Origin of the sequence: Blastochloris sulfoviridis (assembly GCF_008630065.1) — a bacterium.
In the GTDB taxonomy this organism is placed as follows: domain Bacteria; phylum Pseudomonadota; class Alphaproteobacteria; order Rhizobiales; family Xanthobacteraceae; genus Blastochloris; species Blastochloris sulfoviridis.
The window spans coordinates 18,385-41,652 of record NZ_VWPL01000030.1; the positions used below are offsets into that span (position 1 = coordinate 18,385).

The 23,268-nt window shown below is 68.9% G+C and carries 23 protein-coding genes, 1 tRNA gene and 2 pseudogenes; 12 read left to right on the forward strand and 14 right to left on the reverse strand.

The window, feature by feature from the left end; translation table 11 throughout:
* Positions 1-990 (forward strand): adenosylcobinamide-phosphate synthase CbiB, encoded by a 990-nt coding sequence (cbiB, locus tag F1193_RS13755; RefSeq protein WP_150098379.1) that lies wholly within the window; start codon positions 1-3, stop codon positions 988-990.
* Here the strand turns inward: cbiB and F1193_RS13760 are convergent.
* The gene (locus tag F1193_RS13760; protein ID WP_150098380.1) at positions 974-2,503 is read right to left on the reverse strand and encodes a cobyric acid synthase; all 1,530 of its coding nucleotides are present in this window, start codon (positions 2,501-2,503) and stop codon (positions 974-976) included. The genes cbiB and F1193_RS13760 overlap by 17 nt on opposite strands.
* A gap of 178 nt (positions 2,504-2,681) precedes the next feature.
* Here F1193_RS13760 and F1193_RS13765 point away from each other — a divergent pair, with 178 nt between their 5' ends.
* Genes F1193_RS13765 through cobJ form a run of 3 tightly spaced genes read left to right on the forward strand, consistent with a single transcriptional unit; the run spans position 2,682 to position 4,831 of the window.
* A complete protein-coding gene (locus F1193_RS13765) occupies positions 2,682-3,311 on the forward strand; it encodes a precorrin-8X methylmutase (RefSeq protein WP_150098381.1) in 630 nt (209 codons plus the stop codon).
* 45 nt (positions 3,312-3,356) lie between these two features.
* Positions 3,357-4,082: a precorrin-2 C(20)-methyltransferase gene (locus tag F1193_RS13770; RefSeq protein ID WP_150098382.1), complete on the forward strand. Its 726-nt coding sequence runs from the start codon at positions 3,357-3,359 to the stop codon at positions 4,080-4,082.
* Positions 4,079-4,831 carry a precorrin-3B C(17)-methyltransferase gene (cobJ, locus tag F1193_RS13775; RefSeq protein WP_150098383.1) on the forward strand — a complete coding sequence of 251 codons (753 nt, stop codon included), beginning with the start codon at positions 4,079-4,081 and terminating at the stop codon, positions 4,829-4,831. Before F1193_RS13770 ends, cobJ begins: the two co-directional genes overlap by 4 nt.
* 30 nt (positions 4,832-4,861) lie before the next feature.
* On the opposite strand, the gene F1193_RS13780 is transcribed toward cobJ, so the two are convergent.
* Positions 4,862-6,133 (reverse strand): DNA polymerase IV, encoded by a 1,272-nt coding sequence (locus F1193_RS13780; RefSeq protein ID WP_246164403.1) that lies wholly within the window; start codon positions 6,131-6,133, stop codon positions 4,862-4,864.
* Between the two features lie 19 nt (positions 6,134-6,152).
* Positions 6,153-6,422, reverse strand: a complete 270-nt coding sequence (locus tag F1193_RS13785; RefSeq protein ID WP_246164405.1) for a DUF3572 domain-containing protein — start codon at positions 6,420-6,422, stop codon at positions 6,153-6,155.
* A gap of 166 nt (positions 6,423-6,588) precedes the next feature.
* Here F1193_RS13785 and F1193_RS13790 point away from each other — a divergent pair, with 166 nt between their 5' ends.
* The 3 genes from F1193_RS13790 to F1193_RS13800 all read left to right on the forward strand — a co-directional run bounded on the left by F1193_RS13790 (position 6,589) and on the right by F1193_RS13800 (position 9,120).
* Positions 6,589-6,960, forward strand: a complete 372-nt coding sequence (locus tag F1193_RS13790) for a response regulator (RefSeq protein ID WP_150098386.1) — start codon at positions 6,589-6,591, stop codon at positions 6,958-6,960.
* A gap of 8 nt (positions 6,961-6,968) precedes the next feature.
* Positions 6,969-8,342: a PleD family two-component system response regulator gene (locus F1193_RS13795; RefSeq protein WP_150098387.1), complete on the forward strand. Its 1,374-nt coding sequence runs from the start codon at positions 6,969-6,971 to the stop codon at positions 8,340-8,342.
* A 538-nt stretch (positions 8,343-8,880) separates the two neighbouring features.
* On the forward strand, positions 8,881-9,120 hold the full coding sequence (locus F1193_RS13800; RefSeq protein WP_170263658.1) for a hypothetical protein: 240 nt from the start codon (positions 8,881-8,883) through the stop codon (positions 9,118-9,120).
* A gap of 212 nt (positions 9,121-9,332) precedes the next feature.
* Here F1193_RS13800 and F1193_RS13805 read toward each other — a convergent pair whose 3' ends face one another.
* A complete protein-coding gene (locus F1193_RS13805) occupies positions 9,333-9,683 on the reverse strand; it encodes a helix-turn-helix domain-containing protein (RefSeq protein ID WP_150098389.1) in 351 nt (116 codons plus the stop codon).
* A 319-nt stretch (positions 9,684-10,002) separates the two neighbouring features.
* A pseudogene (locus tag F1193_RS13810) lies at positions 10,003-10,464 on the reverse strand (MT-A70 family methyltransferase); the annotation flags it as partial.
* A gap of 278 nt (positions 10,465-10,742) precedes the next feature.
* Between F1193_RS13810 and F1193_RS13815 the strand changes: the two are divergent.
* Positions 10,743-12,593, forward strand: a complete 1,851-nt coding sequence (locus F1193_RS13815) for an HAD-IIIC family phosphatase (protein ID WP_150098390.1) — start codon at positions 10,743-10,745, stop codon at positions 12,591-12,593.
* Positions 12,581-13,351 (forward strand): ChbG/HpnK family deacetylase, encoded by a 771-nt coding sequence (locus tag F1193_RS13820; RefSeq protein ID WP_150098391.1) that lies wholly within the window; start codon positions 12,581-12,583, stop codon positions 13,349-13,351. The genes F1193_RS13815 and F1193_RS13820 overlap by 13 nt, the downstream gene beginning before the upstream one ends.
* Here the strand turns inward: F1193_RS13820 and F1193_RS13825 are convergent.
* The 6 genes from F1193_RS13825 to F1193_RS13850 form a co-directional block, all read right to left on the reverse strand.
* Complete coding sequence (locus tag F1193_RS13825; RefSeq protein WP_150098392.1) at positions 13,339-14,667, reverse strand: lipopolysaccharide biosynthesis protein; 1,329 nt, start codon at positions 14,665-14,667, stop codon at positions 13,339-13,341. The two genes, F1193_RS13820 and F1193_RS13825, sit on opposite strands and share 13 nt — an antisense overlap.
* Positions 14,668-14,690: 23 nt before the next feature.
* A complete protein-coding gene (locus F1193_RS13830; RefSeq protein ID WP_150098393.1) occupies positions 14,691-15,626 on the reverse strand; it encodes a glycosyltransferase family 2 protein in 936 nt (311 codons plus the stop codon).
* The gene (locus F1193_RS13835; protein WP_150098394.1) at positions 15,627-17,045 is read right to left on the reverse strand and encodes an O-antigen ligase family protein; all 1,419 of its coding nucleotides are present in this window, start codon (positions 17,043-17,045) and stop codon (positions 15,627-15,629) included.
* A gap of 264 nt (positions 17,046-17,309) precedes the next feature.
* Positions 17,310-18,500, reverse strand: a complete 1,191-nt coding sequence (locus F1193_RS13840; RefSeq protein ID WP_150098395.1) for a glycosyltransferase family 4 protein — start codon at positions 18,498-18,500, stop codon at positions 17,310-17,312.
* Between the two features lie 343 nt (positions 18,501-18,843).
* Positions 18,844-18,919, reverse strand: a tRNA-Lys gene (locus F1193_RS13845).
* A gap of 266 nt (positions 18,920-19,185) precedes the next feature.
* Positions 19,186-19,989 carry an enoyl-CoA hydratase gene (locus F1193_RS13850; protein WP_150098396.1) on the reverse strand — a complete coding sequence of 268 codons (804 nt, stop codon included), beginning with the start codon at positions 19,987-19,989 and terminating at the stop codon, positions 19,186-19,188.
* A gap of 80 nt (positions 19,990-20,069) precedes the next feature.
* Between F1193_RS13850 and cysE the strand changes: the two genes are divergently transcribed.
* Both cysE and F1193_RS13860 read left to right on the forward strand, forming a co-directional pair.
* Complete coding sequence (gene cysE, locus F1193_RS13855) at positions 20,070-20,921, forward strand: serine O-acetyltransferase (RefSeq protein ID WP_150098397.1); 852 nt, start codon at positions 20,070-20,072, stop codon at positions 20,919-20,921.
* A gap of 37 nt (positions 20,922-20,958) precedes the next feature.
* Complete coding sequence (locus F1193_RS13860; protein WP_150098398.1) at positions 20,959-21,171, forward strand: DUF3126 family protein; 213 nt, start codon at positions 20,959-20,961, stop codon at positions 21,169-21,171.
* Between the two features lie 238 nt (positions 21,172-21,409).
* Here F1193_RS13860 and F1193_RS13865 read toward each other — a convergent pair whose 3' ends face one another.
* Entirely contained in the window at positions 21,410-21,706 is a 297-nt protein-coding gene (locus F1193_RS13865) for a HigA family addiction module antitoxin (RefSeq protein WP_126398744.1), read from the reverse strand.
* Positions 21,707-21,716: 10 nt separating this feature from the next.
* Positions 21,717-21,998 (reverse strand): type II toxin-antitoxin system RelE/ParE family toxin, encoded by a 282-nt coding sequence (locus F1193_RS13870; RefSeq protein ID WP_150098399.1) that lies wholly within the window; start codon positions 21,996-21,998, stop codon positions 21,717-21,719.
* A gap of 156 nt (positions 21,999-22,154) precedes the next feature.
* On the opposite strand from F1193_RS13870, the gene F1193_RS13875 reads away from it, so the two are divergent.
* Positions 22,155-22,694, forward strand: a complete 540-nt coding sequence (locus F1193_RS13875; RefSeq protein WP_150098400.1) for a lipocalin family protein — start codon at positions 22,155-22,157, stop codon at positions 22,692-22,694.
* A 338-nt stretch (positions 22,695-23,032) separates the two neighbouring features.
* Here the strand turns inward: F1193_RS13875 and F1193_RS13880 are convergent.
* Positions 23,033-23,268 (reverse strand): annotated as a pseudogene (locus tag F1193_RS13880) (IS256 family transposase); the annotation flags it as partial.

Below are 23,268 nucleotides of genomic sequence, written 5' to 3' on the forward strand. Positions count from 1 at the left end.
ATGCCCGATCCGACCGACCGATTGCTGATCCTGACGCTGGCCTTGGCGATCGAGGCGGCCATCGCCTATCCCGGCGCTCTGTTCCGCGCAATCGGCCACCCGGTTTCCTGGATCGGCGCGCTGATCGCCATCTTCGACCGGACTCTGAACCGGAGCGAATTCTCGTTTTCTCAGCGGCGCTTGACCGGGATTGTCACGATTTCGAGTCTGGTCGCGGTTTCGCTCGCAGCCGGCGTGGCGATCGAGGCGCTGGCGCGGGCCGGCGGGCTTGCCGGCTTCGCCGTGATGCTGGTCGCGGTCGCAACCCTCATCGCGTCCGGCAGTCTCGACCGGCACGTCGCCGCGGTGCCGCGCGCGCTTGCCGCCGAGGGACTCGCGGGCGGCCGGCGGGCGGTGTCGATGATCGTCGGGCGCGACCCCGAGACGCTGGACGAGCCGGCGGTGTGCCGCGCCGCCATCGAGAGCCTGGCCGAGAACGCCTCCGATGGCGTCACCGCCCCGGCGATCTGGTTCCTGGCCGGTGGACTGCCCGGCATGGTCGCCTACAAGGCGATCAACACCGCCGATTCGATGATCGGCCACAAGAGCGAGCGCCACCTTGCGTTTGGCTGGGCGGCGGCGCGGCTCGACGATCTGGTCAATCTGCCGGCCTCGCGGCTGACCGCGCTGCTGTTCATTGCCGCCGCCGCCGTGGTGCCGGGGGCGTCGGCGACGGGCGCGCTCGCAGCAGTGCGGCGCGATGCCGGCCGGCACCGCTCGCCCAATGCCGGCTGGCCGGAGGCGGCCATGGCCGGCGCGCTGGGGCTGCGGCTCGCCGGGCCGCGCTCCTATGGCGGCGTGATGGTCGACGACCATTGGATGGGCGACGGCCGCACCAAGGCGAGCGCCGACGACGTGCGCCGGGCGCTGCGCCTCTACCGGGTGGCCTATTGCGGCGCCGGCGCCGTGGTGGCGGCGCTGGCGCTGCTGCCGCTCATCGCGCGAGGCTGAACAGGGCGTCGATGTCGAGGTGGGCGGCCAGATGGTCGGCCAGCGCGTCGAGCGTCTCCTCGATGCACGCCTCATAGTCGAGCGGGCTCGGCCCGGCGCCAAGGCGGGCGAGCCACGCCGTGCGCTGGCGGTCGTCGGTGAACAGGCCGTGGACGTAGCAGCCGGCGATGCGGCCATCGGCTGAGACCGCGCCGTCGAGGCGGCCATCGGCGAGCCGCACCAGCGGCCGCTCGGTCGCCGGGCCGCCGGTGCGGCCGACATGCATCTCGTAGCCGTGGAACGGCACGCCGTCGGCGACCGTCTCGCCCTGCACCGCCTCCAGCGCCTTGTCGGGGCGCAGCACGGTCTCGACGTCGAGCAGGCCGAGGCCGGGTGCGGTGCCGGGCGTGCCCTCCAGCCCGTCGGGGTCGGCGACCGTGCGCCCCAGCATCTGGTAGCCGCCGCAGACGCCCAGGATGCGGCCGCCGCGGCGGGCATGGGCGATCAGGTCGGCGTCCCAGCCCGAGGCCCGCAGCACCGCGAGGTCGGCGATCACCGCCTTCGAGCCGGGCAGCACCACAAGGTCGGCATCGGCCGGCAGCGGCGCACCGTCGCGCAGCAGCACCAGCTCGACCGCCGGTTCGAGCTTGAGCGGGTCGAGGTCGTCGAAATTGGAGATGTGCGGCAGCAGCGGCACCGCCACCTTGATGCGGTTGGGCGGGGTGACCTCGGCCGGCGGCTCGATGGAGGCGAGGGGGCCGGCGGTGATCCAGGCGGCGCGGGTGCGGCCCGGCTCGGCCGAGCCGAGCAGCGCCAGCGCATCCTCGGCCGGCAGCCGGTAGGCCAGCTCGAAGAACGGCACCAGCCCGAGCGACGACCAGCCGGTGCGGGCGGCGATGAACGCCATGCCATCGGCGAACAGCAGCGGGTCGCCGCGCATCTTGTTGACGATGAAGCCCCGGATGCAGCGGCTGTCCTCGGGTCCGAGCACGGTGCGGGTGCCGACCAGGCTGGCGATGACGCCGCCGCGGTCGATGTCGCCGACCAGCACCACCGGCGCGCCGACGGCGCGGGCGAAGCCCATATTGGCGATGTCGTCGGCGCGCAGATTGACCTCGGCCGCTGCACCCGCGCCCTCGACCAGCACGAGGTCGCTCTCGTCGCGCAGCCGGGAAAAGCTGTCCAGCACGTAGGGCAGCAGCGTCTTCTTGGCGGCCTGGTAGTCGCGCGCCTTGGTCTCGCCCCACACCTTGCCCTGGACGACGATCTGCGCGCCGGTCTCGCCCTGCGGCTTGAGCAGGACCGGGTTCATGTGCACCGAGGACGGTGCGCGGGCGGCACGGGCCTGCAGCGCCTGGGAACGGCCGATCTCGCCGCCATCGGCGCTCACCGCGGCGTTGTTGGACATGTTCTGCGGCTTGAACGGCCGCACCTGCAGGCCACGGCGCGCGAACAGGCGGGCAAGGCCGGCGACCAGCAGGGACTTGCCGACATCGGAGCCGGTTCCCTGCAGCATGAGTACACGGGCGGACATGAAACCTCGATCCTTTTGCGACCCGGTAGGCGCACAGCAGCGTCATCGCACCGCCAGGTCACGGCCGATTGACAGTGTTGTCGTTCCAGATACCAGATTTGTTCGCCAATGGTGCCCCGCCTCGGTGCGGGACATAAGCCGGTTGACGCCGCCGCCGCCGTCCTGTCGAAAGGCTCCGATGACATACGAGTATGAAAAGGACGGCGCGGCGATCTACGTCCGGTCGTTTTCCATCATCCGCGCCGAGGCGCAGCTTGGCCGCTTCGATGCCGACGAGGAACGGGTTGCGGTGCGCGTCATCCATGCCTGCGGCATGGTGGAGATCGCCGACGACATCGCGTTCGCGCGCGGCTTCGCCGCCAGCGCCAAGGCGGCGCTGCAGGCGGGGGCGCCGATTCTGTGCGACGCGCGCATGGTGGCCGAAGGCATCACCCGCTCGCGGCTGCCGGCCCGCAATCCGGTGATCTGCACGCTCGGCGACCCGCGGGTGCCGGGGCTCGCGGCCGAGCTCGGCACCACCCGCAGCGCCGCGGCGCTGGAGCTGTGGCGGGGAAATCTCGGCGGATCGGTGGTGGCGATCGGCAACGCGCCGACCGCGCTGTTCCGCCTGCTGGAGATGCTGGACGAGCCCGGAATCGACCCGCCGGCGGCGGTGATCGGCATGCCGGTGGGCTTCGTCGGCGCCGCCGAATCGAAGGAGGCGCTGCTGGCCCAGGGGCGGGTGCCGGCGGCGGTGGTGCGCGGCCGGCGCGGCGGCAGCGCGATGACGGCCGCCGCCGTCAACGCCGTGGCCTGCGACAGGGAATAGGCGCGCCGGAGCGGTCGATATCGCGCGGCGAGGAAAGGCAAGACAATGACCGGAACCATCCATGGCGTCGGGCTCGGCCCGGGCGATCCCGAACTGATGAGCGTCAAGGCGGCGCGGCTGGTGCGGCAGGCGGCGATCGTCGCCTATTTCCGCAAGCCGGGCCGGCCGGGCGTCGCCCGCACCATCGTCGAGGGCCTGCTGGCGCCGGGCTGCGCCGAGATCGCCATGGAGTATCCGGTTACCACCGAGATCCCGGCCGACGATCCGGCCTACAATGAAATTCTGCGGCCGTTCTACGAGAAGGCGGCCGACGACCTCGCCGCGCAGGCCGCGGCCGGGCGCGACGTGGTGGTGCTGTGCGAGGGCGACCCGTTCCTCTACGGCTCCTTCATGCACCTCTACAGCCGCCTCAGGGAGCGCGCCAAGGTCGAGGTGGTGCCCGGCATTCCCGGCATGTCCGGCTGCTGGACCGCGGCCGGCGAGCCGATGACCTATGGCGACGACGTGCTGGTCGTCCTGCCGGCGACGCTGGAGGAGGGCACGCTGGTCTCCCAGATGGAGATCGCCGATGCGCTGGTGGTGATGAAGCTCGGCCGCAACCTCGGCAAGGTGCGCCGGGCGCTGGAGATCGCCGGCTTCCTGGAGCGGGCGCTCTATGTCGAATACGGCACCATGGCCGAGCAGACGGTGATGCCGCTTTCGGACAAGGGCGACGACGAGGCGCCCTATTTCTCGATGGTGCTGGTGCCGGGGCAGGGGCGCCGGCCGTGAGCGGACGTCTGGTCATCGCCGGGCTCGGACCGGGGGCGGCGCGGCTGGTGACGCCGGAAGTGAGCGCGGCGCTGGAACAGGCCACCGATCTGGTCGGCTACGGCCCCTATCTCGCGCGCGTGTCCGAGCGGCCGGGCCAGACGCGCCATGCCTCCGACAATCGCGAGGAGATCGACCGCGCCCGCCAAGCGCTCCAGCTCGCCGAGGCCGGCCGCAGCGTGGTCATCGTGTCGTCGGGCGACCCCGGCGTGTTCGCGATGGCGGCGGCGGTGTTCGAGGCGATCGAGACCGGCGAGGCGGCATGGCGGGCGGTCGAGGTCGAGGTGCTACCCGGCATCACCGCCATGCTGGCGGCGGCGGCGCGGGTGGGGGCGCCGCTCGGCCATGATTTCTGCGCCATCAATCTGTCGGACAATCTCAAGCCGTGGGAGCTGATCCAGCGGCGGCTGATGCTGGCGGCGGAGGCCGACTTCGTCATCGCGCTCTACAATCCGCTGTCGCGCGCCCGGCCCTGGCAGCTCGACCGGGCGTTCGGCCTGCTGCTCGGGGTGCGCCACCCGGCGACGCCGGTGGTGTTCGCCCGCGCCGTCAGCGAGCCGGGAGAGCAGATCGAGATCGTGCCGCTCGGCGGCGCCTCGGCCGAGCGCGCCGACATGCGCACCGTGGTGCTGGTCGGCTCGTCGCAGACGCGGGTGGTGACCCGCCGCCGCGGCCCGTCCTATGTCTACACGCCGCGCCGGGCGGGGTGAGGGACGCTTCGCGGCGAGGGGCTTTTCCCCTCAGCGCCGCGGCCGGCCGCTGCCGAAGACGATGCCGCGCTCCACCGCCCCGGCGCCGAACTTCGCCCGCAAGGTGTCGACCGCCGCCTCCATGGCCGCGGTGCGCGGACCCGAGACGTCGACGAGGTCGGCCGGGTCGGCCTCGGCGATGTCGCTGAGCTCCGAGACGCCGATGCCGATCAGGCGGAAGCGGGTGCCGTCGGCCTCGCGCGCCAAAAGGTCGCGGCCGGCGTCGAAGATGCGGTGGGCGAGGCGGGTCGGGTGCGGCAGGGTGCGGGCGCGCGTCCGCAGGCGGAAATCGGCGCTCTTGAGCTTGAGCGTCACGGTGTGGCCGCCGAAGCCGGCGGCCTTCAGCCGCGCCGCCACCTTTTCCGACAGGCGCCACAGCACCGGTTCCAGTTCGTCGCGGTCGGCGATGTCGGCCTCGAACGTGGTCTCGGCCGAGATGCTCTTGGTCTCGTGCTCGGCCACCACCGGCCGGTCGTCGCGGCCGTGGGCGAGCCGGGAAAGGCGCAGCCCCTCGGCGCCGTAGAGGCGGGCGAGGTCCGTCGCGTCGGCGGCCGCGAGATCGCCGACCAGACGGAAGCCGTCGGCGGCGAAACGCTCGGCCGCCACCTTGCCGACCCCCCAGATGATCGACACCGGCTTTGCGGCGAGGAAGCGCTGGGCCTCGGCCGAGCCGATCACCGAGAAGCCGCGCGGCTTGTCGAGGTCGGAGGCGATCTTGGCCAGGAACTTGTTGGGCGCGAGGCCCACCGACACGGTGATGCCGACCTCGCGCTCGACCGCGGCGGCGAAGCCGGCGAGCACCCGCGCCGGGCTCATGCCGTGCAGCGTCTCGGTGCCGTGCAGGTCGAGGAACGCCTCGTCGATCGACAGCGGCTCGACCAGCGGCGTCAGCGCCAGCATGCGGGCGCGCACCTCGCGGCCGACCCGCGCATACTTGGCCATGTCGGGCCGGACGACGGCCGCGTCGGGGCACAGTTTCAGTGCCTTGAACATCGGCATGGCCGACTTCACGCCATAGGTGCGGGCGATGTAGCAGGCGGTCGCCACCACGCCGCGCCGGCCGCCGCCGATGATCACCGGCCGGTCGGCAAGGGCGGGGTTGTCGCGCTTCTCGACCGAGGCATAGAAGGCGTCGCAGTCGACATGGGCGATCGCCAGGGCGTCGAGCTCGGGGTGGCGCAGCAGGCGCGGCGAGCCGCAGTGCGGGCAGCGTGGCGCCGTTTCGGGAGCCGGGGCGAGGCAGTCGCGACAGAAGGCGGGCATCGCGTGTCCTGGCGCCCGCTCAGCCCGGCGCCGGGCCGGCGAGGATGTCGCGGGCGCCGACCACATGGGCCGGGGCGATATCGGCGGCGCGGGCGACCGCCATCACCAGGTCATCATCGCCGATCACGAATTCCAGCACGGCGACCAGGAACGCGGGCTCGGCCGCGGCGGCGCGGAGCGTCTCCGGCCCCAGGCCGCTCAGCGCCAGGAACAGGCCGAGCCGCTGCGGGTCGCCGGCGACGACGCCGAGCGCGGTCGCCGCGACACTTTCGGCCGCCGCGCGATCCATCGATTTGGCCCGATCCATCGATTTGGCCCGAGAACGGAAGGGATCCATTTGCCTTTCCGTAACAGTTCCACCACTAGACTGGCGAGGTAGGCTCTCCCCGTGCCGCTGCCCCGCGACACGGCGAACCCGGGGCTCAAAGTCTACAGGGCGACCCGGAGTCATGATCATGCCGAAAACCGTGCTCATCGTCGAGGACAACGAGCTCAATATGAAGCTCTTCCACGACCTGTTGGAAGCGCACGGCTATGCCACCCTGATGACGCGCAAGGGGATCGACGCGGTCGATCTGGCCCGTCAGCACATGCCCGACCTCATCCTGATGGACATCCAACTGCCCGAGGTGTCCGGGCTCGATGTCACCAAATGGATCAAGGACGACCCCAAGCTCAAGTCGATCCCGGTGGTCGCGGTCACCGCCTTCGCCATGAAGGGCGACGAGGAGCGCATCCGCGGCGGCGGCTGCGAGGCGTATCTGTCCAAGCCGATATCGATCGCCAAGTTCATCGAGACGGTCCGTCATTTCGTCGGGGAGGCCTAAGGCTTTCCATGACCGCGCGGGTTCTGGTGGTCGACGACGTTCCGACGAACGTGAAGCTGCTGGAAGCGCGGCTCAACGCCGACTATTTCGAGGTCCTGACCGCCGAGAGCGGACCGGAGGCGCTGGACATCTGCGCGCGCGCCCAGTGCGACATCGTGCTGCTCGACGTGATGATGCCCGGCATGGACGGGTTCGAGGTCTGCCGCCGCCTCAAATCGAATCCGCTCACCCATCATATTCCGGTGATCATGGTCACCGCGCTCAGCGACATCGCCGACCGGGTGCGGGGGCTCGAGGCCGGCGCCGACGACTTCCTGACCAAGCCGGTCGAGGACATCGCGCTCTTGACGCGGGTGCGCTCGCTGGTGCGGCTGAAGATGGCGCTGGACGAGCTGCGGATCCGCGCGGTTTCGACCCGCGACATCGGAATCGCCGATCCTCTGGCCGAGGCGGCGATCGAGAGCGGCCTGGGCGGGCGCGTGCTGATGGTGGACGACCGCGGCGCCGCGGCCGAGCGCATCGCCGCGGCGCTGAGCCACGAGCAGACCGTCGAAACCGAACCCGACGCCCGGCGGGCGCTGTTTCGCGCCGCCGACGGCAATTTCGACCTGGTGATGGTCAGCCTGGGGCTCGACGGCGTCGACGGGCTCAGGCTGTGCAGCCAGCTCAGGTCGCTCGACCGCACCCGCCACGTGCCGCTGCTGCTGGTGGTCGAGGCCGAGGACAATGACCGCCTGCTGCGCGGGCTCGACCTCGGGGTCAACGACTATCTGGTGCGGCCGATCGACCGGCAGGAGCTGCTGGCGCGGGTGCGCACCCAGGTACGAAAGCGCCGTTATGCCAGCCGCTTGCGCGACAATGTGCAGCATTCGCTGGAGCTTGCCATCAGCGACGCGCTGACCGGCCTGCACAATCGCCACTATCTCGGCAGCCACCTCGGGGCGGTGATCGAGCAGGCCGCCGCCCGCGGCAAGCCGGTGTCGCTGCTCTTGATCGACATCGATCATTTCAAGAGCGTCAACGACACCTGGGGCCACGACGCCGGCGACGATGTGCTGCGCGAGTTCGCGCTCCGGCTCAAGCGCTGCATCCGCGGCATCGACTTGGCCTGCCGCTATGGCGGCGAGGAATTCGTGGTGGTGATGCCGGAGACCGACCTCGGCGCGGCCGAGGCGGTGGCGGAGCGCATCCGACGCCAGATCGCCGCCGACCCCTTCGCCATCCACAAGGGCACCCGTCATCTCGACGTGACGATCTCGATCGGCCTGGCGTCCCGGATGGGGCCGTCGGATGGGGCCGAGGCGATCCTGAAGCGGGCCGACGAGGCGCTCTACCGGGCCAAGCGCGGCGGCCGGAACCGCGTCGAGGCCAACGCCGCCTGAGCGCCTGGGCGTAACCTTAAACTTTTACGCAGTTTCCGGCCCGCTGCGCCGGTGCCGCGTATTGCCATTGATTCCCGCACGCGTTGGGGTAGTTTCCCCAACGACGAGAGTCTTCGCAGGCCGCCCGCAACTGGCGCCTGCCGGCGGCTCTCCATCGATAACCCTACGGAATGCTCAGGTCCGCCGCATCTCCTGGGTCCGTGGGGTCTGGCCGGCCGGGCCGTGCGCGAGAGGCCTCCTTGCGCGCGATACCCGGCCGGCCTCCTTCGATTCCGGCCTTCTTCGAGCCCGGCTTCCTTCGAATACCGCTTCCAATCGCCTCCAGATCACAGCCCCTCGCACATCAGGCTCGTCCGCCGCGTCCAAAGCCGGGAAGGCTCGGCGCGTGACGGCTTGATGCTTGAAGGCTTGGCGGACAGGCGCTGTGTCATCATATGTGCAGGGCCGGAGGCCGGGCGCTGCCTTCGGCAGGGCGCAGGCAGACAAGGCGCTGAAGGACAAGGCGATGCGCGGGACAGCTCGAATCGGTGTGGCGGCCGTGGCGTTTGTGATGGCGGCGCTGGCCCTGCCGGCGTCGGCGCAGGTCGCCCAGCGGCCCAGCAACGGCGGGGTGGCGCAACGGCCGTCCGATTCGCAGATTTTCGGCAATCAATGGTCCAAGCCGAGCAACTGGCAGCAGGCGCCGATGCCCTATCGCAGCCCGTCCGATCGGCGGCCCGACCGGCCATGCCGGCTTGGCGAACGGCCCGACGCCATCAGCCTGTCGAACTGCCGCTAGCGCATTTTCCGCAAAAGTGGATACCGGTTTTGCGGAAGAAAATGCGACAAACCAGAAACTTAGAGCGTCCGATCTGATGCAGTCAGATCGGATAACGCTCTAGCGCATTTTCCGCAAAAGTGGATACCGGTTTTGCGAAAGAAAATGCGACAACTCAAATAGTTAAGTCAATCCGCGCGGCGCATGACACCGGGGTTTCAGCGCCGCGAGGGTCATTCGTCCTCACGGGCGGGGCCGTCCGGGTGCAGGCGCTCGACCTCCGCCAGCACGTCGGCGATGCGGCCGCACCGCATCAGTTCGATGGCGCTGGCGCCGGTCGGGCCCGACAGGGGCGCATGAAACCACGCCGACACCTCGCTGGCGGAGCGGGTGGCGGACAGGCGGTCGACGATGTAGTGCAGCTGGCCGATCGATGTGCGCGTTCCGAGGTCCGGGGCGGCCTCGCCGCGCATCCAGCGGGCGACCGTCGCCGGCGAGACGGACATGATGTCGGCGATATCCTCGCTGTGCAGCCCGCCGCGGTCGCTCAGATCGGCGAGGGTTCTCTGAACCGCCGGGGACATCGGTGCCTCCTGCCATCCTGGCATGTGCGAATGGCTTGCACACTTGTGTGTCGCGATGGCGACACTTGCATGTCGGCAGGCACATAAAGGGGTGCAGCGGGCCAAGAAGCGATGTTCTCACCCCAAGGTGGAGTTCCGGTCGGTCGCCGAGTTGTGGCGGTAGGTCGTCCAGCTCGGCGCGTAGGATCCGTCCGCCTCGTTGCCCCAGGTGGCCCAGGCCGGGCGGGTGCCGCGGCCGAACAGTTCGAGAAACGGCCCCGGCGAGCAAGGATTCGATCAGGGCGTATTGTTCGTCGGGCTTGCGGGAATGCTCGCGCTTGCGGGTGCCGAGATAGTTGACCTGGGTGCGGCCCGGTTCGAGCGTGCGGGCATGGCGGCCGCGCGTCCCGAACAGCAGCAGCTCGGTGACGTTGCGGAAATAGAAGCCGACGCCGCGGCCGTCGCTGCCGCCGTCCTTGCGCAGCTTGTGCCAGACGATGTTGGACTTGTAGGCGAAGCCCCAGGCGGCCATCACCGCCAGCCCCTCGGGCAGCAGCGCGTTGGGCACCCACAGATAGAGATGCGCGGTGGGCCGGACGATCCGCGCCACCGGCAGGGCCATGATCTCGGCCAGCGACAGCGTGCCGTAGCGCGACAGGCGGCGGTGCTCGGGGGCGACCTTGCCGGTGCGGTTGACGAACTGCCAGGGCGGATCGGCCAGCACGGTGGCAAAGGTGCCGTCTCCGGCGAAGCGCAGCAGGTCCGCCGCAGGCGAGGGCGCGGTGTCGCAGGATTCCGGCATTCGCGGGACTCCGCCGCCGAGGTTCGGGTCGGACCATCGCACACGGTGGTCCGCTCACCTATTTCATGAGCGCACGGGCGGCGGCGCAAGTCCAGTCGCGCAATCGCGCCCGCGTTTGGGTTTCCGGGTCACTGGAATGATACAGGTGTTCACTAAGACCGGATTGCGGATGATCCCTTCGGGATTTTCGGCGAACGGCATACGGCTCGAAGGCCTGATCGGCCGGCAGCATCAGATGCAGGCGCACGCCAGGATGCGGCTGCGCCCCGGGACGAAGCATGTATCAGGTCGATTGGACCCAGCGTGACCGCTGGCGGCATGAGGAGGCGCCGGCAACGCTGCCGGCGCCGCGGCTCGACCCCGCCGATGTGGCGGGCGTGATGCTGCTCCATTGGCAGGAGCACTGCGTCGAATGCGCGGTGCCGCTGTGCTATTCGAGCTGCCAGCTCTATGTCGCGCGGGCCGACCGCCGCTGCGCCCGCTTCGCCTATGGCATCGCCCGCGATCCTGCCGGAGGTGGGCCGCTCGGGTTCGGTGCCGACATCCGCTTCCGCCGCTGGGGCAAGCTGGAGGCCGAGATCACCGGCCGCCGCGTCTCGCTGCCCGCCCAGGCCGGTCTCGACCGCATCGATTTTGCGGCGGCGCGCCTCGCCGCGGCCGCGCGTCCGCTCGGCCGGCTGGTCGATCCCTCGCGCAGCATCGCCAACGACGTTCTCGACAAGCTGCGGGCGCAGGCGTTCCGCCGGATGGGCCGCCCGTGGCGCGACTACGACGCCTTCGTGATCGAGTGCTTCAATCCCGGCGAGACGGTGGTGCGGCTCAGCGTGACGATGTTCGCGGGCGCCGTCGCGGTGATGCGCCACGGCGTCGATCTTCATCCCGGCGCCAATTTCTGCGCGATCCCGATGGCGCTGCCGGCCGATCCCGGCGGCGATACGCCCTATCGGCTGATGGTTCATCCGGATGGCGACGCCGAGGCCCGGCTGATCTTCACCTGGCTCGATTTCGTCGTGCTGCGCGAAGGCGCACGCCTGCCCGAGGCCGCGCCGTCAAGGAGCGTTCCCGCCGCCAAGGTGAAGTGCGTCGCCTGGGATCTCGACAATACATTGTGGCGCGGCGTGCTGGTCGAGGACGGCGCGGCGGGCCTGGCGATCCGGCCCGAGGCGGTGGCGCTGGTCCACCGGCTCGATGAGCGCGGCATCATCCAGACCATCGTCAGCAAGAACAATCACGACGAGGCGATTGCGGTTCTGCGCGGCGCCGGACTTGAGGCGTATTTCCTCCATCCCGCCATCAATTGGGGCCAGAAGAGCGCCAATCTCCGCCAGATCGCCCAGCGCCTCAATATCGGCCTCGACACCTTCGCGCTGATCGACGACCAGCCGTTCGAGCGCCAGGAGGTGGCCAGCGCCCTGCCGATGGTGCGCACCTATCCGGAGGCGCCGCTCGACGCCCTGCTGGAGCGCCCGGAGTTCGACGTGCCGGTGACGTCGGCCAGCCGGCAGCGGCGGCTGTCCTATCTGACCGAGGTCCAGCGCGAGCGCGCGCTCGAAGTGTTCTCCGGCGACTATGCCGAGTTCCTGCGGTCGTGTGAGATCACGGTGCGCATCTTCGCGCCGTCCACCCCGCAGGAGATCGCCCGCTGCCTGGAGCTGATCGACCGCACCAACCAGCTCAATCTCTCCGGCCGTCGCCATGAGCCGCAGGCCTTCGCCGAGCTGCTGGCCGATCCGGCCGTGCTGTGCTTCGCCATCGAGTGCGCGGACCGCTTCGGCAGCTACGGCCTCGTCGGCTTCGCCAGCATCGCCGGCTGGGACAGCGTGCCGACGCTGCGGGACTTCGTGATGTCCTGCCGCGTCGCCCAGAAGCGGGTCGAGCACTGCGTGCTCGGCTGGGCCGCCCGCCGTGCCAGGGCGCGCGGCCATGCGAAGCTGAATGCCGACCTGCGCGTCACCGCCCGCAACACGCCGCTGACGAAGGTGTTCGAGGACATGCGGTTCGCCACCGAAACAGCGGAGGCCGACCGGCGCCTGCTGTCACTCGATCTCGCCCAGGCCGACCTCGACGATGACGGCATCATCGGGCTGGACAGCCGTGCGCTGGACGAGGTCGCCGCATGCGGCGCCTGATCGTCAATGCCGATGATCTCGGCCATTCGGATGCGGTCAATGCCGCCATCTTTGCGCTGATGGCGAGCGGCCACGTCACCTCGGCCAGCCTGATGATGAACGCGCCGGCGGTGGAGGCGGCGGTCCGCGAGATCGCGCGCTTCCCCGGCCGGTCGTTCGGCGTCCATCTCAACGCCACCGACTTTCCGCCGCTCTGCCGCGACGCCGGCCTCGCCGTGCTGTGCGACGGTACCGGCAGCCTGCATACGGAATGGGCGCGGGGCCGGCGCCATCTTCCCCGCCGCGCCCGGCAGGCGGTGTTCGCGGAATGGTGCGCGCAGGTCGAGCGCGCGCTTGCGCTCGGCGTACCGGTGTCGCACCTCGACTCGCACCATCACCTCCACACCCATCCCAGCCTGTTCCTGGTGCTCAAGCGCGTGCAGCGGCGCTTCGGCATCCGCAGGGTGCGGCTGGCGCGAAACCTGTTCGCGGCGGGCGAGCATGTCCGGCCGGGGTTCGCCGCCGGCACCGCCGCCTGGAACCTGGCGCTGCGGACGATCTACCGCACCCGCACCGCCGATGCCTTCACCGCCTTCCGGACGTTCCATGAGCGGGAGCAAAATGAGCGGGCACGGTCCGATCTGTCCTGGCAGGGCACGCTCGAACTGATGTGCCATCCCGGCGGCGAGATGTTCGCGGCGGAGACGCGCCTTCTCGCCTCCGACTGGCGCGAAACGCTGGCCGGCGGCGCCGAGCTCATCAGCTATCACGAGGTGTGATACGGGGCCTCGGCCACGGTGCCGGCCGCCGGCTGCGTCGCCCGCAGCAGAGCGACGCTCGACAGCGCCGCCACCGTGGCGATGGAGGCGACGATCGCCCACAGCACGCCCGCCGTGCCGAACAGCGGCGCCAGGACGAGGCCGGACGCCACGAAGACGGCGAGGCTCACCAGCCGGATGGTGAAGATCGTCCGCGTCCGCCCCAGCGCGAGCAGGCCGACGCCGGTTCCCTGGCTCGCCGCATCGATCAGCACGCCGATGGCCAGCGGCCAGACCAGCGGCGCGGCCGCGACGATCTCCGGCTTGCCGTAGATCAGGCCGAGCACCTCGGCCGGCCACATGAGCAGGACGGCGCAGTAGCCGGCCGCCAATATGACGAGGGGAGTGACGCTGAGGAATCCGAGGCGGCGCAACTGGGCGAGGTCGGACCGGGCGACCGCCTGCAGGAACTTGTGCGAGAACGCCACGATGATGGCGCCGTTGGCCTGATAGACCGGCGAATAGATGTTGATGAGGGCGCGAACCACGCCGCCGGCCGCCGGCCCGGCAAAGGCCGCGACCATCGGGATGACGCCCTGGCCGGAAAACCAGTGCACGATGTTGGCGGGCAGCATCCAGCGGCCGCTGCGCAGCATGGCCTGCGCATCGGCGATGAGATCGGCGCGGGAGACCCGGCGTGCGGGAATGATCCCGTGGGTGACGCCGATGCCCACCACCACCATGCTGGCCGCGGCCAGGGCCAGCAGGGCGGTGAGCGAGGTGAGCAGGTGCGTCAGCGCGAGCACCGCCGAAAGCACGAACAGCGTGGCGGCGAAAGAGCCGCCCGCGAGGGCGGCAACCGCCTGCCGGTCCGCCAGGTAGCAGAGCCGGCGGATCAGCGCGTGCACTCGCTGGATCGGCGAGACGATGGCGAGACACAGAAGCAGGCCGCCGAATTCCGCCGACCAGGTGAGCGCCACCAGTCCGAAGGCGGCGATCGCCACGCTGACGGCGCCGGCAAGCGCCAGATAGACCCAGAGCGCCGAGGCTCGCAGCGATTCGGTGGCCGCGGCCGCCGCCTGCGCCGCCGCTCCCTGCCGCCGGCCCAGAAGCTCGACCAGCGGATCGGCGACCAGCGAAGTGGTGACGACCTCGGCCAGAAGCGAGATCGTCCACACCACGCTGAACAGGCCGAAGCTCTCGATGGGCAGGATGTTGGCGAGCAGGATGACGAACAGGAAGTTCGCCGCGCTCGAAAATCCCTGGTCCAGGATGGCGAAGCTGATCCGCCCGCGCCAGTGGGCGACGAAGTCGCGGATGGCGGCGCGCCGGCTCATCGGGTGCGGCGGGGCCTCTTGCGTCACAGTTCGGCGGCCCGCTCCGGCCGGCCGCGGCCGAGCACGACGTCCTTGACGGCAAGGAGATTGCCGGCGAGCAGGCCGCGCCGGTCGCGCCAGGGGTCGCCGCCGCGCAGATGGCCCACCGCATTGCCGATGCAGCAGCGCAGGATGTTGCGCGCGGCGTAGTAGGGCGGCAGCACGCCCTTCCGCATCAGGTACCAGGAGTTCGCCACCTGCGAATAGCCGAACCGCACGCCCGGGATGCGTCCCGTCCGAGTGCCGAGGTGGACGCCCCACAGATAGTCGGTCCAGATCATGCTGTTCCATCTGACCCGGCTGTTCCACCCGGCACCGGCGGTGCGGAAGGAGAAGTCGAGATCTTCGAGCCAGCCGTAGAGCACGAGGCGCTCGTCGAACAGCATGTTCCGGATCGCCGCGGCGCGGAACACCATGTTGCAGCCATAGGGGCCGATGCCTGAGCGCACCGTGCTGCCGGCGAAGCTTGAGGGCAGCGCCGCGCGGTCGCGGGCCTCGACCAGCGCCAGGCCGTCCGCCCAGTCGATGCCGCCGAAGCCGGCGCCGTCCGCCAGCACGAGGCCGCTGGCGCTGACGATGTCGGGGCGGGCGGCCATCACCTGCTGCAGGCGCTCGATCCAGAAGCGCGACGGGATGAAGTCGTCGTCGAGGAAGGTGACGATGTCGACATCGTCGCGGATCGCCAGAAGGGCGCGGTTGCGCTGCGCCGTGAGGCCGGCGGCGCCGAAGATGATGTCCACCGGTGTGCCGGCAAGGGTCCGGGTGGCGGCCGCGTCGCGTGCGGCGATGTCCTCGGGGCCGGTGGCGGAGACGACGATGCGCGCCGGGGGAACCGATTGGGCGCCGAGGTGGGCCAATAGCCGGCCCAGGACCTCCGGGCGGCCCTTGGTGGCGATGATGAGACCGGTTCGCAGGGCCATCTAGGTCACCATCGGCAGGTTGGCGGATTTGTCCGTGCCGCGGTCTGCGCCGCTGAGAAAGGCAGGTCTCGGCTCCGGCGGCCTGAGTGGCGATGGGGTGGTGCGCAGGCGATGTCTGCTGGGCTTGCGCTGCAGATTTCGGTACAGCGCCGACACTTTGAAAAACATCGTGAAGAAGATCACGGTCGAAAATCCATTGTGCAACGGGATGTCGCTTTCGCCGAACGCATGAACGCAAAGGCCGACCAGGACCGCGAACGGGAACGTGGTCAGCGCGTGGTGCGACCGGATCGCGACGACCGCGCCCCGCCACAGTCCCAGTGCCGTAATCAGGCAAAACAGCGACAGGCCGATGACCCCGGTCTGAATGCCGATGTCGAGAAGGGAATTGTGGAAGTTGGCGATGCCGCCCTCAAGCGAAAGCCTGCTGGCGAGAATCTTCACCGGACCGCCGGGGACGAAGAACCCCGTGTAGCCATAGCCGATCCAGGGCTTTTCCAGGAAGGACTCCGACCACCACGCCCACAGGACCGTTCGCCCGGTGAGGTCGGAAGACCGGCCCAGAAGGCCGAGCGCCCAGTCCGGATCGTAGGCGACGGCGATGGCGCCGCAGAGCGCCACGACGCCGAGGGCATTGGTCCAGATGGCTCTGCGCGTATTCAGCGACGACATCCAGATCATGACGCTGAAGATGACGACCACAACGATGATGGCGAGGGCCGCACCGGTCAGCAGCAGGCAGAGCCCGCTCAGGACGAGGCCGGCAAACAGGAGCTTGCGGTTGTAGCGCTGGCTGCGGTCGAGCAGGAGCGTGAGAAACAGCGCGACACCGACCGCGAAGGCAAGGCCGGCCAGATTCTTGTGGCCGAACAGCCCGGACAGGGACTCAAAGCCGAGCAGCGTCTGACGCTGGATGACGTCATCGGATCCGTATTTCGTCCCGAACAGGATTAGATTGACGACATGAACCGGGATGACGGCAAACATCACGTAGACGAGCAACCGGACGATCTTTTCCAGCGAAAACACCGCCGCCAGCCAGGCGCAGAATGCAAACGTGAAGTACAGCGACAGCAGGCGTATGAGATCGCCGTGCTCATCGGAATTGACGATCTCGGACAGCAGGTAGGCCAGCGCGAACAGCGTCACCGGAAAATTGAAGGCGAATACCGGCAGAACCAGCCGGAAGCGGAGGGCGATCATCCACCCCACCAGGAAATAAAGGGTCGCCCACACCATCTTGTAGAGACCCGACTGGCCGATGCCGGCGCTCGATTCCGTGCTCAGGCCGAATGCGCCGTATAAGACGCCGGACATTAGAAACAGCGTGACGAACGCAAAGGCATATTCGAGAGGACGCGCGTAATTACGGTCATTCATATCCGCGTTTCCTTCGAACATCTCGATCTTGGCGCGCATCGCGCCGGCGGCGAGGCCGCATCGGCAAGAGGTGTCGTCCGGTGTCCGGTCGCTCTAAGTTCTTGGTTTGTCGCATTCTCTTTCGCAAAACCGGTATCCACTTTTGCGGAGAATGCTCTCGAGCGTCCGCCGATCTGATTGAACCGGATGAGCGCTCTAAGTCTTTGAGTGGTCGCATTCTCTTTCGCAAAACTGGTATCCACTTTTGCGGAGAATGCTCTAGCGGTTATGGGCAATCTCGATCCGTCCTTCCGGCCGCGGTCGTCAATTGTGGGCCGTGTTGCTCTTGCTATCGGAAGGTGTGCCGGCAGAACTTTTGGTAGAGATCGGACGTCTTGCAGTGGAATGTCTTGCAGTGGAGAGCGCCGACATCGGCAATGACAAGCCTTTGATATATTCGTTGGTGGAGTCTTCCAAGCTGTAGCGGCCGGCTGCCGCCCGGGCCGCTTGCGAACACGCCTCCCACCGCGGCCGGTCGGTGACGGTGGCGGCGATGGTGGTGGCCCACTGGTCGACGTCGAAGCCGCGGACGAAGCCCGAGGCGCCGTCGACGACGAGGTCGCCGGCCGCGCCGGTGAAGGGCGACACGATGCAGGGCGTGCCGCACTGCATCGCCTCGTTGCAGACCAGGCCCCAGGCCTCGCTCGACGAGGGCAGGGCCAGCATGCGCGCCGATGCGAAGGCTGTGGCGATCTGGTCCGGCGGGATGAAGGGGGTGTAGTCGAATTGCAGCCCGGCATTCGACAGCGCCTGCAGCGCCGCGTGCGGCGGGGTGTTGCTGTCGGCGACGATGTGGAGCCGCAGGTCGGGGATGCGGCTCTTCAGGGCGAGCGCGACATCGAAGAAGAACGGCGCATTCTTGCGCGGGTCGTCGATGCGCGCGCACCACAAGAGATGATGGGGCCGCCGGTCGAACCCCGGCACCTCGGCCGGGCCCGACCAGGAGGGGATGATGTGGGCGACGAAGATGCGCTGCGGCTCGATGCCCTCTTCCAGGAAATACTGGCGCCCCTTTTCGCTTGAGCAGATGACGGCGGCCGATGTCCGCAACACCAGCGGGCGGACGGCGCGGTGAAGGGCGCTGTCGGGCATGATGTGGCGCCAGCCATCGGTCATGAATACCAGCGGCCTGCGGTGGACGACGCTCCACAGCGCGGCGATCAGCATGGTGGGGTAGAGCCCGTTGACGGCGACGACATCGGGCGACAGGCGGGAGAGCGCACGCCAGATGCCGGGATTGAGGTGAGCGATCCGCCGGTCCTTCAGCGCGTGCGAAAAGCCGCGCAGCACGATGTGCTGGTAGTCCGAGGCATAGTCGCTCGTCCAGTTCCTGTCCTTTTCGCGCTCGGTGCACGACAGGACGGAAATACGCAGATCGGAGCTGCGGACGACGGAATTGAACAGCCTGTTCGTGTAGGGCGTCACCATGTTATTGCAGATTGCAACGTGCACCATGAGATTGCCCTGAGTCCAAATCTGCTGCCTTTGGCGCGGCAACGACGAATTCCGCTTGGGCGGCCGGCACCGTCAGCGACGGGTGCCAGCGTTCGTCGTCTGCGGTCGCACGCCGCCACCACGGTGGTCTTCCGATCGACCTTTGTCACGGACCGGCGTGTTTGAACGCCCGATCATAACGGGCGGATGATGACCGAAAGACATCTCGATGACGTCGCCGGCCGGCGGCGTCTGGCCGCGAGGGACGTCTGGCTGCGACGGCAGCGGCCGCCCGGCGCTGCCATGCGCGACAGCTCCGCACCGGTGCGGAGCCTCGCTAGGCGGGAACTCGCAAGGTGGACAATGGTGAGCCCGCTGGGACTCGAACCCAGGACCCCAAGATTAAAAGTCTCGTGCTCTACCATCTGAGCTACGGGCTCGGCCGGGGTGGGCAGGACATACGGATGCCAGCGCGCCGGGTCAATAGATGGCAGCGACGTTCGGGCTGCTCGGCGCTGGCGCCGGTGCCTCGCGATCGCGGCGCGCGGGCGGGCGGGCACGGCCCCAGCGTCTTGATGCGCCGCGTGAATTGGAACAAAAACGCGAGTCGAACGAATCGGTTGCGAAACGTTCTTGAAGTTCCGGATCCGGTTGAGAAGCGGGCCGGCGCGGGCTGCGCGCGCCGGCTGCCGCGATCGCAGGACGGCTACGCCCCGCGAAACTGCGGAGCCCGCTTTTCCAGGAAGGCGATGCGCCCCTCGGCATAATCGGCGCTGTCGAAGCAGGCGTCGGCGAGCGCGCGCAGCGCCGCCGGGACGCGGTCGTCGAGACCGGCGGAGGCGTTGATCGCGGCCTTGGCGGCCCGCAGCGTCAGCGGCGCGTTGGCGGCGATGCTCTCGGCGAGCTGGCGCACCTCGGCCTCCAGCGTGTCGTCGGCCACCACGCGGGTCAGCAGGCCGGCCTGCAGCGCCTCGGGCGCCTTGATGCGGCGGGCGGTGAAGAACAGCTCCTTGGCGCGCATCGGCCCCAGCGCCGCCACCACCTGGACCATGGCGTCCGGCGGATAGCCGACGCCGAGCCGGCCGGCGGGGATGCCGAACTCGGCGCTGTCGCCGGCGATGCGCAGGTCGGTGGCGATCGCCAGCCCCAATCCGCCGCCGAGGCAGAAGCTGCGGATCATCGCCACCGTCGGCTTGGCGGCGCGGCTGAGGCCGGCGAACGCCTCGGCGTTGGCGGCCTCGTAGGCGCGCGCGCCTTCGGCGGTGGCGCGGACGGTCTCGAACTCGGAAATGTCGGCGCCGGAGGCGAACGGCCCGTCGCCCGCGCCCCGCACCACGATCACCCGCACGTCGGGGTGGGCGTCGAGCGCGGCGACAAGCTCGGGCACCGCCCGCCACATGGCCAGCGTGAGGGCGTTGCGGCGGGTGGGATTGTCGAGCACCAGCCAGCCGATATGGCCGTCGATGCGGGCTGTGAGCTTGTCGGTCGGGGAGGGCAGGGTCTCGGGCATCAGGCGTCCTTGGTGTCACCAACAGGTTCGGGAGCTGTGGTAGGTTATGCTGAATCGAGTGGCAATTCGCGGAGGTTTTCATGCCCCACGGGGTCAGGCGCCGTCCGGCGGCGCTGCCCAACGCCGACCCGGTGTGGGAGCGGCTGCGCAGCGAGGCGGAGGCGGTGATCGCCGCCGATCCGGTGCTGGCGGCGTTCGTGATGGCGACCATCCTCAATCACGATACGCTGGAGGAGGCGGTGGCGCACCGCCTCGCGGCGCGGCTCGACCATCCGGACGTCTCGGACGAGCTGATCCGCCACGCCTATGCCGAGGCGATCGACGCCGATCCGTCGATCGGCGCGGCGTTCCGCTCGGACATCGTGGCGGTGGCCGACCGCGACCCGGCGACGACGCGCTTCATCGAGCCGGTGCTGTACTACAAGGGCTTCCACGCCATCCAGACCCACCGGCTGGCGCACTGGCTGTGGGGCGCCGGCCGGCGCGATTTCGCGCTCTATCTGCAGAGCCGATCCTCGGTGATCTTCCAGTGCGACATCCACCCTGCGGCGCGCATCGGCCGCGGCATCTTCCTCGACCATGCCACGGGCCTGGTGGTCGGCGCCACCGCGGTGATCGAGGACGACGTGTCGATGCTGCACTCGGTGACGCTGGGCGGCACCGGCAAGGAGCGCGGCGACCGCCACCCCAAGGTGCGCCACGGGGTGATGATCGGCGCCGGCGCCAAGATTCTCGGCAATATCGAGATCGGCCACTGCGCCCGCATCGCCGCCGGCTCGGTGGTGCTGCGCGACGTGCCGCACAACACCACGGTGGCCGGGGTACCGGCGAAGGTGATCGGCGATGCCGGCTGTCTCGAACCGGCACGGCGGATGGACCAGATGCTGGACGACACCTCGACGGCGCTTGCCCCGCCGGCCATGGGGGCCTAGGGTCCGCGCGAACCACTCACGGGTAGGAGCGCACGGCGTGGACGCAAAGGAAATCTCCAAGCTTGACCGCTATCTGAAGCGGCTGTTCAACAATACGGGCGTCAAGGTGCGCGCGCGGCCGCAAAAGAAGGATTCGGCCGAGCTGTATATCGGCGACGAATTCGTCGGCGTGCTGTTCCGCGACGATGAGGATGGCGATCTGTCCTACAATCTGCAGATCGCGATTCTCGACAGCGACCTCGACGACTGACCTTCTCTTCTGACGGCGTGGGTTATACGGTTTCCGGCCCCTGCGGCGGGAAACCGTATCCCGGTTGCCGATAATCCTGATGCCGGTCAGGACGTTGCGGCGGGATTGTCACCCGAGTCCCGAGGGATGATCGGGGCGCTGCCCCAGAGAGTGCGGTGGCGAGGCGAACTCGCGCCGGTTTCCCGCACAGTGTCCGGTTCGCCCGTATGCTGTCTACCGGTGAACCCGGATGCACCGCTCATGCAGCGGCATGGTGAGGGTGGATTTCCGAGAGGTCCGGGAGATTCGACGCGGTGGTCGCAATGTCATAGGCGGTCTGGAGGTTCATCCAGAACTCCGGGCCGGTGCCGAAATAGCGGCCAAGGCGCAACGCGGTGTCGGCCGTAACGGGCACCTCCTCACGCGCCAGGCGCTCGATACGCGTCCGCGGCACCCGCAGCGACTTGGCGAGGCCGTAGGGCTTCAGGCCCAGGGGGAGAAGGAATTCTTCCCGCAGGATTTCCCCCGGATGGACGGCAGGGGTCGGGCCGATCATGGCTCCCTCCTCAATGGTAGTCCGTGATTTCGACGTCGGCGGCATTGCCGTCACGCCAGACGAAGCACACGCGGAATTGGTCGTTCACGCGAATGGCGTACTGGCCGGCGCGATCCCCTTTCAGGGCTTCCAGCCGGTTGGCGGGCGGAACGCGGAGAGCATCGATCGTGACGGCGGCGTTCAGCATGGCGAGCTTGCGTTGCCCCACCCGCGCGAGGTCCGCCGGGAAGCCCTTGCCGACAGCGCCATTCCACACCGCTTCCGTCAGCTTGTCCTTGAAATTCAGGATCATCCCGCATCCCGTCTCGGCGAGATAACGTATCGTGTCGCGATACGTTCGGCAAGGCGGCGTATCTTGCGGAGATACGTTTCTGGTGTGCTGGTTTCAGCAAAAGTCGCTATAGTCGCAGGCGTCGCTGTCGGGTCACCATCGAATCCGGGGGCAAGGATGTCTGCGAGCATTGCGCGGTTTATGCGCCGGATCGGCGCGCTTGTGGTCATGGCGCTCGGGGTCATCGCGCTCGGGGTCATGGCGCTCGGGCTGATGCCAGCCGCTGCCGGCGCGATCTCGCCGGAGCGCTTCCTCGGCACCTGGCATGAGATCGCCCGCACTGAGCCGCTGTTCGAGCGCGGGCTGGTGCGCGTCAGCGCCACCTATGGCCGGCTGCCGGACGGGCGGATCTCGGTGTTCAACCGCGGCTTCGACCCTGTGAGCGGCCAGTGGCGCAGCATCCAGGGGACGGCGCGCTTCATCGGCGATCCGCGCGAGGGGCGGCTGGCGGTGACCTTCTTCCCGCCCTTCTCCGCCGGCCTGAACATCGTCGCCGTCGCGCCGGATTATTCCTGGGCGGTGCTGACCGGCGACGGGCGGCTGTTCGCCTGGCTCTTGGCGCGCTCGGCCAATCCGTCGCGGGCGGTGCGCCAGCGGCTGCTGGCGGCGGCGGCCAAGGCCGGCGTCGCGGTCGACCGGCTCACCTTTCCGCAGTGAGCCTCAAGGGACACGTGCAATGAGCGGATGCAGACGGAGCCCTGCATCCTTCCTCAAATGAAGCTCCTATTGGGGACCATCAGCTCATCGAAGTCTTCAAGGTCTTCGATCACTGGAATGGCTTAGACTGGCGCTCGAGCTATAAGGGAATCTGGGTGATGACGGGGTGAGAGAGGCGGCGTATCGGGGCGGGGAACCAGCCTGCCCAATCCCTCCAGAGGAGAGCGATACGCCATGAGCGAGACGACCACTGTCGTTCGGCTGCGTCAGCCCGACGAGATTGACGATCCCCTGACCGAGGTGCTGCGGAGCTATGCCGGAATGTGGGTGACGGGCGATCAGGCGGCGTTGGTGGACGACGTGGCAACGACCTCGCACCCGTCGGTGAATCTGACACCCTCGATCAGCTTGGGCAACTGAGTCTGGCCCTTCAGCCGGCGCCAGGTTTTCGAGGCGGCCTGCACCAGCTTGAACACCATCGTCTTCGCCGTCTTCGGCGACAGCGCGCCCTTGGTGCGAACCGTGCGATGACGCACCGTCGCGAACACGCTCTCGATCGGGTTGGTCGTACGAA

Excerpts from the sequence above, each read along its gene's own strand:
- F1193_RS13875 (WP_150098400.1), top strand. The coding sequence starts at position 22,155 with ATGTCTGCGAGCATTGCGCGGTTTATGCGCCGGATCGGCGCGCTTGTG.
- cysE (WP_150098397.1), top strand. The coding sequence starts at position 20,070 with ATGCCCCACGGGGTCAGGCGCCGTCCGGCGGCGCTGCCCAACGCCGAC.
- F1193_RS13825 (WP_150098392.1), bottom strand. The coding sequence starts at position 14,667 with ATGAGCCGGCGCGCCGCCATCCGCGACTTCGTCGCCCACTGGCGCGGG.
- F1193_RS13850 (WP_150098396.1), bottom strand. The coding sequence starts at position 19,989 with ATGCCCGAGACCCTGCCCTCCCCGACCGACAAGCTCACAGCCCGCATC.
- F1193_RS13795 (WP_150098387.1), top strand. The coding sequence starts at position 6,969 with ATGACCGCGCGGGTTCTGGTGGTCGACGACGTTCCGACGAACGTGAAG.
- F1193_RS13830 (WP_150098393.1), bottom strand. The coding sequence starts at position 15,626 with ATGGCCCTGCGAACCGGTCTCATCATCGCCACCAAGGGCCGCCCGGAG.
- F1193_RS13790 (WP_150098386.1), top strand. The coding sequence starts at position 6,589 with ATGCCGAAAACCGTGCTCATCGTCGAGGACAACGAGCTCAATATGAAG.
- F1193_RS13805 (WP_150098389.1), bottom strand. The coding sequence starts at position 9,683 with ATGTCCCCGGCGGTTCAGAGAACCCTCGCCGATCTGAGCGACCGCGGC.
- F1193_RS13820 (WP_150098391.1), top strand. The coding sequence starts at position 12,581 with ATGCGGCGCCTGATCGTCAATGCCGATGATCTCGGCCATTCGGATGCG.
- F1193_RS13840 (WP_150098395.1), bottom strand. The coding sequence starts at position 18,500 with ATGGTGCACGTTGCAATCTGCAATAACATGGTGACGCCCTACACGAAC.
- F1193_RS13815 (WP_150098390.1), top strand. The coding sequence starts at position 10,743 with ATGTATCAGGTCGATTGGACCCAGCGTGACCGCTGGCGGCATGAGGAG.
- F1193_RS13785 (WP_246164405.1), bottom strand. The coding sequence starts at position 6,422 with ATGGATCGCGCGGCGGCCGAAAGTGTCGCGGCGACCGCGCTCGGCGTC.
- F1193_RS13760 (WP_150098380.1), bottom strand. The coding sequence starts at position 2,503 with ATGTCCGCCCGTGTACTCATGCTGCAGGGAACCGGCTCCGATGTCGGC.
- F1193_RS13770 (WP_150098382.1), top strand. The coding sequence starts at position 3,357 with ATGACCGGAACCATCCATGGCGTCGGGCTCGGCCCGGGCGATCCCGAA.
- F1193_RS13835 (WP_150098394.1), bottom strand. The coding sequence starts at position 17,045 with ATGCGCGCCAAGATCGAGATGTTCGAAGGAAACGCGGATATGAATGAC.
- cbiB (WP_150098379.1), top strand. The coding sequence starts at position 1 with ATGCCCGATCCGACCGACCGATTGCTGATCCTGACGCTGGCCTTGGCG.
- F1193_RS13765 (WP_150098381.1), top strand. The coding sequence starts at position 2,682 with ATGACATACGAGTATGAAAAGGACGGCGCGGCGATCTACGTCCGGTCG.
- F1193_RS13870 (WP_150098399.1), bottom strand. The coding sequence starts at position 21,998 with ATGATCCTGAATTTCAAGGACAAGCTGACGGAAGCGGTGTGGAATGGC.
- F1193_RS13780 (WP_246164403.1), bottom strand. The coding sequence starts at position 6,133 with ATGCCCGCCTTCTGTCGCGACTGCCTCGCCCCGGCTCCCGAAACGGCG.
- F1193_RS13865 (WP_126398744.1), bottom strand. The coding sequence starts at position 21,706 with ATGATCGGCCCGACCCCTGCCGTCCATCCGGGGGAAATCCTGCGGGAA.